The sequence below is a fragment of the Phenylobacterium sp. genome, assembly GCF_044371015.1.
Classification (GTDB): Bacteria; Pseudomonadota; Alphaproteobacteria; order Caulobacterales; family Caulobacteraceae; genus Phenylobacterium.
Map to the genome: position 1 here is coordinate 1 of NZ_JBILUK010000134.1, position 8,477 is coordinate 8,477.

At 68.4% G+C, this 8,477-nt stretch carries 9 protein-coding genes; 5 read left to right on the plus strand and 4 right to left on the minus strand.

The features are described 5' to 3' along the window. On the minus strand, nucleotides 1-1,331 hold a 1,331-nt coding region (locus ACIQ3R_RS11725), incomplete at its 3' end, for a glutamate--cysteine ligase (RefSeq protein ID WP_397418674.1). Between the two features lie 77 nt (nucleotides 1,332-1,408). After that, nucleotides 1,409-2,125: a 16S rRNA (uracil(1498)-N(3))-methyltransferase gene (locus ACIQ3R_RS11730; RefSeq protein ID WP_397418676.1), complete on the minus strand. Its 717-nt coding sequence runs from the start codon at nucleotides 2,123-2,125 to the stop codon at nucleotides 1,409-1,411. Between the two features lie 35 nt (nucleotides 2,126-2,160). Here ACIQ3R_RS11730 and ppk2 point away from each other — a divergent pair, with 35 nt between their 5' ends. From ppk2 to ACIQ3R_RS11750, 4 genes are all read left to right on the plus strand, one after another. Beyond that, nucleotides 2,161-2,913 (plus strand): polyphosphate kinase 2, encoded by a 753-nt coding sequence (gene ppk2, locus ACIQ3R_RS11735; RefSeq protein ID WP_397418678.1) that lies wholly within the window; start codon nucleotides 2,161-2,163, stop codon nucleotides 2,911-2,913. A gap of 72 nt (nucleotides 2,914-2,985) precedes the next feature. Then, the gene (locus ACIQ3R_RS11740; protein ID WP_397418680.1) at nucleotides 2,986-4,185 is read left to right on the plus strand and encodes a winged helix-turn-helix domain-containing protein; all 1,200 of its coding nucleotides are present in this window, start codon (nucleotides 2,986-2,988) and stop codon (nucleotides 4,183-4,185) included. A gap of 25 nt (nucleotides 4,186-4,210) precedes the next feature. Beyond that, entirely contained in the window at nucleotides 4,211-4,621 is a 411-nt protein-coding gene (locus ACIQ3R_RS11745; protein WP_397418682.1) for an EVE domain-containing protein, read from the plus strand. Next, complete coding sequence (locus tag ACIQ3R_RS11750) at nucleotides 4,618-5,382, plus strand: DUF1080 domain-containing protein (protein ID WP_397418684.1); 765 nt, start codon at nucleotides 4,618-4,620, stop codon at nucleotides 5,380-5,382. Before ACIQ3R_RS11745 ends, ACIQ3R_RS11750 begins: the two co-directional genes overlap by 4 nt. A 34-nt stretch (nucleotides 5,383-5,416) precedes the next feature. Here the strand turns inward: ACIQ3R_RS11750 and ACIQ3R_RS11755 are convergent, their stop codons facing one another. Continuing rightward, on the minus strand, nucleotides 5,417-5,968 hold the full coding sequence (locus ACIQ3R_RS11755) for a D-glycero-alpha-D-manno-heptose-1,7-bisphosphate 7-phosphatase (RefSeq protein ID WP_397418686.1): 552 nt from the start codon (nucleotides 5,966-5,968) through the stop codon (nucleotides 5,417-5,419). A gap of 133 nt (nucleotides 5,969-6,101) precedes the next feature. Here ACIQ3R_RS11755 and ACIQ3R_RS11760 point away from each other — a divergent pair, with 133 nt between their 5' ends. Continuing rightward, nucleotides 6,102-7,889, plus strand: a complete 1,788-nt coding sequence (locus ACIQ3R_RS11760; RefSeq protein WP_397418688.1) for a dipeptide ABC transporter ATP-binding protein — start codon at nucleotides 6,102-6,104, stop codon at nucleotides 7,887-7,889. A gap of 25 nt (nucleotides 7,890-7,914) precedes the next feature. Here the strand turns inward: ACIQ3R_RS11760 and ACIQ3R_RS11765 are convergent. Further along, on the minus strand, nucleotides 7,915-8,477 hold a 563-nt coding region (locus ACIQ3R_RS11765; protein ID WP_397418690.1), incomplete at its 5' end, for a zinc-binding dehydrogenase.

The window sequence follows — 8,477 nt, forward strand, 5'->3', positions numbered from 1 at the left end:
CGGCCCGCATCGCCGGCCCAGCGGGTCTCGTAGAGCTCGATCAGCCGCTCAGCCGGCGTGATGCCGCTATCGGCGATCATGTCGAGTTCGTTGAGGTAGCCGGTCTCGTCGACCATGCCGCCGGACAGACGGTTGCGGTTCTTCAGGCCCGACCGCGAAATGGCCAGCATGTCCTTCGCTACGTCCTGGACCGTGCGGCCGGCGATCTCAGCCTTCAGGCCCAGCCGGGCCACATCGGCGCGCAGCCGCTCGTGGTCGTTGATGTCCCAGTCCTTGCAGAGGTCCCAGGCGGCGGCGAGGGCGGGCGCATCGTAGAAGATGCCCATCCACAGCGCGGGCAGCGCGCAGAGCCGGCTCCAGGGCCCAGAGTCCGCGCCACGCATCTCGAGGTACTTCTTGAGCCGCACCTCGGGAAAAAGGGTGGTGGTGTGGTCGGCCCAGTCCTTGATCGAGGGCCGCTCGCCCGGCAGTTCGTCGAGCTTGCCGTCCATGAAGGCCTGGAACGAGCGGCCGGAAAGGTCGATGTAGCGGTCGCCGCGCTTGGCGAAATACATCGGCACGCCCAGCGCATAGCGGGCGTAGGTCTCGAAACCGAAGCCATCGCGGAACACGAAATCCAGCATGCCGGTGCGGTCAGGGTCGGTATCGGTCCACACGTTGGCGCGACTGGACACGAAGCCCGAGGGCTTGCCTTCGATGAACGGCGAATTGGCGAACAGCGCCGTGGCGATCGGCTGCAGAGCCAGCGAAACGCGGAACTTGAGCACCATGTCGGCTTCGGAGGCGAAGTCGAGATTGGCCTGCACCGTGCAGGTGCGGAACATCATGTCGAGCCCCAGGCCGCCGACCTTGGGCATGTACTCCCGCATGATCTTGTAGCGGCCCTTGGGCATCACCGGGATCTCGTCGCGCCGCCAGACCGGCGTAAAGCCCAGGCCCATGAATCCCAGGCCCAGCTCATCGGCCACCTGCTTCACCTCGGTGAGGTGGGTCCCGGTCTCCTCGCAGATGTCGTGGACGGTCTCGAGCGGCGCGCCCGAGAGCTCGAACTGGCCACCGGGCTCGAGGCTGACATTGGCCCGGCCGCGTTCCAGGGCGATGACGTTCTCGCCCTCCATGACCGGCGTCCAGCCGAAGCGCGTCAGGCCGTCGAGCAGGGCCTTGATGCCATTTGGTTCATAAGGAACCGGGGCGTGGTCCTTGAGGCGGAACACGAACTTCTCGTGCTCGGCGCCGACCCGCCACTCCGAGGCCGGCTTTGCGCCCTCGGCCATCCACGCGACCAGGTCATCAAAGGCCAGCGGCCGATCATCGCAGGCAGTCTCCGCCATAAGTCCTCCCCCGGCGTTCATCCCGCGCGGCCCGGGTCTTTACGCCGTTAGGATAGGTGGGGGCAATTCCGCTCGGCTCAAGCCCGCCAGTCTCCCGCCGCCGCCTGCCAGAGCGAGAGCGCGGCGATCGCGGCGGTGTCGGCCCTGAGGATTCGGGGCCCCAGCGACACCGGCGTGGCGAAGGGCAGCGCGCGCAGACGTTCCCGCTCCGCCGGCGAGAAGCCGCCCTCCGGCCCGATCAGGATCGCCGCGCCCTCCGGCTGAGGCGCCAGCACGTCGAGCATCGGCGTGGCGTCGCCGGCCTCGTCGCAGAACACCAGCGGCCGACCGTCCCATTCGGCGAGCAAGCGGTCGATTTTCATGGGCGGCAGGATTTCAGGGACGTCCAGGCGGCCGGTCTGCTCGGCGGCCTCCGCGGCAATGGCGGCGAGGCGGTCCAGGCGGGCGTGGTCGGCGTTGGTGCGTTCGGTAACGGCCAGGCGCACGCGGCGGGCGCCGAGCTCGGCGGCCTTCTCGACGATCACCTCGAGGCGAGCTCGCTTCACGAGCGCTACGACCAGATCGAGGTCCGGTCCCGCGGTCTGAGGCCGCGCCTGTGCATCGACGTCCAGCGCAACGCCGCGTTTGGCCACGGTCGCGATCCGGGCCTGCCACTCGCCATCACGGCCGTTGAACACGCGTATTGAATCGCCGGGCCCCTGGCGCATGACGACGGCCAGGTAGCGACTCTGGCCAGGATCCAGCGCGATCTGCGCGCCCTCGGCCAGATCATGGGGAACGAACAGTCGGATCATGGCCTCGGCTCCAACTTCCCGGCTATGCTGGCGCCATGGCCAGTGACGAAGACGATCTCGAACCGTTGCAGGAAGCCCTTGTCCGGTTCCAGCAGCACGCCATCAAGACCGGCGAACGCGACCTCATCATCTTCGAGGGCCGCGACGCGGCCGGCAAGGACGGGGCGATCAAGCGGCTGACAGAATATCTGTCGATCCGCGCCACTCGGGTGACCGCGCTTCCCAAACCCACCGACCGCGAACGCTCGCAATGGTACTTCCAGCGCTATGTGGATCATCTCCCAGCGGCCGGCGAACTCGTGATCTTCAACCGCTCCTGGTACAATCGCGGCGGGGTCGAGCCGGTGATGGGCTTCTGCACGCTGGAGGAACACGAGACGTTCCTACGCGACGTGCCGGTGTTCGAGGACATGCTGGTCCGCAGCGGCGTTCAGGTGGTCAAGCTCTGGCTCGACATATCACGCGGCGAGCAAGTCAAACGGCTGGAGGCGCGGCGGACCGACCCGCTCAAGGCGCTGAAAGTCAGCCCGCTGGACGCTCTCGCACAGGAAAAGTGGGACGCCTACTCCACCGCCCGCGATGAGATGCTTCGACGCACTCACTCGGAAGTTTCGCCCTGGTACGTGGTCCACACGGACATGAAGCCCCTGGCCAGGATCGCGATCCTTCGCCACCTGCTGAAAGTGCTGGCCCCGCCGGAGATCGCCGACAAGATCCCCGCGCCCGATCCGGGGGTGCTCTACCGCTTCGAGCCCGCCGCGATCACCGACGGAAGGCTCGAGCACTGACACCGAGGTGCGATTGTTCTATCTTTGTTCGAGATCTAAGCTGATCCCAACGACCCGTTGACGAGCCCGCCAATGCCGCGTGACACCCTCTCCGCCGCCGAGGCGCGGCGTATCGCCTTGGCTGCACAGGGCTTCGGCGCGGACCGGGATGCAGCCGTCGGGCGAAGGCAGCTTTCGAAACTCACGGACCGGCTGGGCGTGATCCAGATCGATTCCGTGAACGTGGTTTCACGCACCCACTATCTGCCGGCCTTCTCGCGGCTGGGAGCTTATCCGCGCGAGCTTCTTGAGGACCTGGCCTGGGGCCGGAAGCGGCCCTGGTTTGAATACTGGGCGCATGAAGCCTCGATCCTGCCGCTGTCGGCCCAGCCGCTGTTCCGCTGGCGGATGGAGGACGCACAAGGCGGAGTCGGCGTCTGGAAAGGCGTCGCACGGTTCCTGCGCGAGCGGCGCGACCTGGCTGATCGTGCGCTGGAGACCATCGCCGACCGCGGCCCGCTGGCGGCCTCGGAGCTGGAGATCGGTCGCAAGGGCGAAGGCGGCTGGTGGGGCTGGAGCGAGGGCAAGCGGATCGTCGAGGGCCTGTTCTGGACCGGAGCGCTGACCACCGCCACGCGTCGGGGAACCTTCGAGCGGATCTACGGCCTGCCGGAAATGGTGCTGCCGTCGGACGTGCACGGAGCGCCGACGCCGCCGCGCGATGAGGCCCAGCGCGGTCTCTACCGCATCGCCGCCCGGGCCATGGGCGTGTCCACCGCCAAGGACCTGCGCGACTATTTCCGCATGCCGGTGGAGGGCGCGAAGGACCGGATCGCAGAACTGGTCGAGGCGGGCGAACTGCTGCCCGTCGCCGTTCAGGGCTGGAAGGAGCCGGCCTATCTCGATCCCGAGGCGCGTCGGCCCCGGCGCATCGAGGGCGCGTCGCTGCTGTCGCCGTTCGACAACCTGATCTGGTTCCGCGAACGCACCGAACGGATGTTCGGCGTCCGGGTTCGACTGGAGATCTACACACCGGCCGAAAAGCGCGTCCACGGCTACTATGTGCTGCCCTTTCTTGAGGACGAGGCGATCACCGCGCGGGTTGACCTCAAGGGTGATCGCAAGGCCGGCGTGCTGATCGTCCAGGCCGCCCACGCGGAGCCGTGGGCTTCGGCGGCGACGCCGGAGCGGCTGGCCGGCGAACTGCGGCGGATGGCCGGCTGGCTGGGGCTGGAAACCGTGCGGGTCGAGCCGCGCGGCGATCTCGCCTCGGCGCTGGCGGCCGCGCTATAGTCGACATCGACGAAGGAGGCGCGTCATGGCCTGCTGGCTGGTGAAGTCCGAGCCCGAAACCTACGCCTGGGCCGATCTGGCGCGCGAAGGGCGAACTGTCTGGGACGGCGTGCGCAACAACGCCGCCGCCCTGCATCTCAAGGCCATGACGGTCGGCGACGAGGTCCTGTTCTACCACTCCGGCGCGGACAAGGCGGTGGTCGCGGTCGCGAAGGTGGCGCGTGAGGCGTTTCCGGATGCTTCGGACCCGGCCGGACGGTTCGTGGCCGTGGAATTGGAGCCCGTCCGCGCGTTGGCCCGTCCGGTGACCCTGGCGGCGATGAAGGCTGAGCCCACGCTCGCGGCCATGGCGATGATCCGCCAGTCACGGCTCTCGGTCTCGCCGGTGACGGCGACCGAATGGGCGGCGATCCTCAATCTGGCGGGTGAGGCATGAAGGCGGTTCTGATCGTCCTGCTGCTGGCGGCGACGCCCGCCGCTGCCCAGCCCCCCGTCGTCACGCCCAAACCCGAAGACACAGAGGTCTGGACCCCGGAACCCGCCGTGGTCACGCCCGGCCAAGCCCCCGGCGATGCGCCTTCCGACGCAGTCGTGTTGTTCGATGGCAAGGACCTGGCGCAATGGGAGAGCGTGCGAGGCGGGCCGGCGGGCTGGACGGTCGTCGATGGCGAGATGCGGGTGGTGCTGGCGTCGGGCTCCATCCAGACGCGGGCGGCCTTCACCGACTACCAACTGCATCTGGAGTGGCGCGCGCCCACGGGCGTGACCGGCAAGGGCCAGCTGCGCGGCAACAGCGGCGTGTTCCTGGCCTCCACCGGCGCCGGCGACGCGGGCTATGAGCTGCAGGTGCTCGACAGCTACCAGAACGCCACCTACGCCAACGGCCAGGCCGCCAGCGTCTACAAACAGGCCCCGCCGCTGGCCAACGCCATGCGCCCGCCGGGCCAGTGGCAGATCTATGACATCGTCTGGACCGCCCCCCGCTTCGGCCCGAACGGGGCGCTGGTTTCACCCGCCAGGGTGACCGCCTTTCACAATGGCGTGCTGGTGCAGAACGGTTTCGAACTGAAAGGGCCGACCGTGTTCATCGGCAAGTCCGCCTATCGCGCCCACGGCCCTTCGCCGCTGAAGCTCCAGGCCCATGCCGGCGGCGGCCCGGTCGCCTTCCGCAACATCTGGATTCGCGAGCTGAAATAATCCGCTAAGTCGAAGTCGACGGTGCTGCCGCAGATCAGACCACTCCGTCAGATTTCGTTGCGCTCTGAGGCAGCCCGTTCCGCCTCAGGAACTCAGCCAGGTTCCCGCCCGGAAACAACAGGCCCCGCACGCCGGCCCGCCTCGCGGCTTCCAGGTCTGAGGCCCGATCGCCGACCAACACCGAGGCTGATCGATCGATCGGCCACGCCGCCATCGCCTGCAGGATCATGCCGGGGTTGGGCTTTCGAAGCGGCGGATCCGGGTGGCGATAGGCTTCGGCGGCCGCGTCCGGATGATGCGGCGCATGGTAGATGGCGTCGATCCGCCCGCCGGCTTCGGCGAGATCGGAGAGCATGGCCTCATGCAGCGCCTGCATCTGGGCCTCGGTGTAGTAGCCGCGCCCGATCCCCGACTGGTTGGTCACCACGATCACCAGCCAACCCGCGCGATTGAAGGTCGCCACCGCCTCCCGCGCGCCCTCGATCCAGCGGAACGCCTCCCACCGGTGAACGTAGCCGTGATCCTCATTCAGCACGCCGTCGCGGTCGAGGAACAGGGTGGGGCGCGGATTGGAAGCAGCTGTCACGACAGGAGATGTGCCATGCGGGCTTCAAGATGTCGCGCCCGCCGCGTAGGGTTCGGCGCACGTTCCGAGTGAGGCCCCCTTGGCGACCCCGACTTGCCCGCCTGCATCGACCCCGGTCCCGGCGCCCCCGGTCTTGTCCCTCACGGATCTGCGCGTCGACTTCGAGACTCCCGACGGCCAGGTCAATGCGGTGCGCGGCGTGTCACTCACGGTCGATCGCGGTCAGACGCTCGGGGTGGTCGGCGAGAGCGGCTCGGGCAAGAGCCAGACCTTCATGGCGGTGATGGGCCTGCTCGCCCAGAACGGGCGGGCGACGGGCTCCGCCACTCTGCACGGCCAGGAAATCCTGGGCCTCGCGCCCAAGGCGCTGAACCGCCTGCGCGGGTCGAAGATGACCATGATCTTCCAGGATCCGCTGACCGCGCTGACGCCGCACGTGCGCATCGGCGAGCAGATCGCCGAGCCGCTGCGGCTGCACCTGGGCCTCTCGGGCGCCGAGGCCGAGAAGCGCGCACGGGAGTGGCTCGACCGGGTGCGCATCCCCGAGGCGGCGCGGCGCATGCGGCAGTATCCGCACGAGCTGTCGGGCGGCATGCGCCAGCGGGTGATGATCGCCGCCGCCATGGCTCCGGGTCCCGAACTGCTGATCGCCGACGAGCCCACCACCGCCCTCGACGTCACCGTGCAGGCCGAGATCCTCGACCTGATGGCCGAACTTCAGCGTGACACCGGGACCGCCCTGGTGCTGATCACCCACGACATGGGCGTGATCGCCCGTCTCGCCGACCAGGTCTGCGTGATGAAGAACGGCGCCTATGTGGAGGCGGCTTCGGCCACAGATATCTTCAGGGCCCCGGCAACCGACTACACGCGCGGCCTGCTGGCGGCGATCCCGCGCCTCGATCGGGCCGACCGGGGCGGGCGGCCGATGATCGCGCCGACGCCGGCCGATGCACCGGTCGTGGTCGACGGCCAGGACGTGAAGGTCCACTTCCCGATCCGCGACGGGTTCCTCGGCAAGCCGCGCATCCTGCGGGCGGTGGATGGCGTCAGCTTTTCGGTGCGCGCCGGCGAAACCCTGGGGATCGTCGGCGAGAGCGGTTCGGGTAAGTCCACCCTGGCCCGCGCGGTGCTGAAGCTGGCGCCCTGTGACGCGGGCGCCGTGACGCTGATGGGCCGCGATATCGCCAAGGCCGACCGCCACGCCATGCAGGCGGCCCGCAAGGACCTGCAGATCGTTTTCCAGGACCCGCTCGCCAGCCTCGATCCGCGCATGACCGTCGGCGCCTCGGTCGCTGAGCCGCTGAGCGTCTTCCGGCCCGAGTTGAACCGCGCCCAGCGGGAAGACACGGTGCGCGAAATGATGGCGCGGGTGGAGCTCGATCCCAACCTGATCAACCGCTATCCGCACGAACTGTCCGGCGGCCAGAACCAGCGGGTCGGCATCGCGCGAGCCATGATCCTCAAGCCCAAACTGGTGATCTGCGACGAGGCGGTTTCAGCGCTCGACGTCGGCGTCCGCGCCCAGATCATCGACCTCCTGATCGAGCTCCAGAAGGAAATGGGGCTGGCGATGATGTTCATCAGCCACGACCTGGCCGTTGTGCGCGAGATCAGCCACCGGGTTCTGGTTCTCTACATGGGCCGGATCATGGAGCTGGCCGACCGCGACGCCATCTGGCGCGACGCGCGCCATCCCTACACCAAGGCCCTGCTCTCGGCCGCGCCGATCCCCGATCCCGCCGTGGAGCGCACCCGCCAGCGTATCCGGCTCACAGGCGAGCCGCCCAGCCCCATGGACCCCCGCGCAGCCTTCCGTTTCGCGCCTTCGCACCTGCCGGCCGACGGCTCGATCCCCGCGCCCCCGCCGCTCGCCGAGGTGGCGCCCGGCCACCTGGTGGCGGCGTTCGATCCGGTGTAACCCCGAAGCGCGTTCGAACCCGCCGTCAGTAGATCACGACGCTGCGGATGCTCTCGCCGGCATGCATCAGGTCGAAGGCTTCGTTGATCCGCTCCAACGGCAGGCGATGGGTGATCATCGGGTCGATCTGGATGCGGCCCTCCATGTACCAGTCGACGATGGTGGGCGTATCGGTGCGGCCCCGCGCGCCGCCGAAGGCCGTGCCCTTCCACACCCGGCCGGTGACCAGCTGGAACGGCCGCGTGGCGATCTCCTTGCCGGCTTCGGCCACGCCGATGATGATGCTTTCGCCCCAGCCGCGATGGCAGGCCTCGAGCGCCTGGCGCATGACCGTGGTGTTGCCGGTGGCGTCGAAGGTGTAGTCCGCGCCGCCATTCGTCAATTCGACGAGATGGGCAACCAAATCGCCCGAAATCGACTTCGGATTGACGAAATGGGTCATTCCGAACCGCCGCCCCCAAGCCTCACGATCCGGATTGATGTCGACACCGACGATCTGCGCCGCGCCCACCAGCTTCAGACCCTGGATCACGTTGAGCCCGATGCCGCCGAGGCCGAAGACGATGCAGTTCGCCCCCGCCTCGACCT

What these genes read in the sequence shown, in the direction of transcription:
- ACIQ3R_RS11730 (WP_397418676.1), bottom strand. Translation starts at nt 2,125, where the DNA reads ATGATCCGACTGTTCGTTCCCCATGATCTGGCCGAGGGCGCGCAGATC.
- ppk2 (WP_397418678.1), top strand. Translation starts at nt 2,161, where the DNA reads ATGGCCAGTGACGAAGACGATCTCGAACCGTTGCAGGAAGCCCTTGTC.
- ACIQ3R_RS11740 (WP_397418680.1), top strand. Translation starts at nt 2,986, where the DNA reads ATGCCGCGTGACACCCTCTCCGCCGCCGAGGCGCGGCGTATCGCCTTG.
- ACIQ3R_RS11745 (WP_397418682.1), top strand. Translation starts at nt 4,211, where the DNA reads ATGGCCTGCTGGCTGGTGAAGTCCGAGCCCGAAACCTACGCCTGGGCC.
- ACIQ3R_RS11750 (WP_397418684.1), top strand. Translation starts at nt 4,618, where the DNA reads ATGAAGGCGGTTCTGATCGTCCTGCTGCTGGCGGCGACGCCCGCCGCT.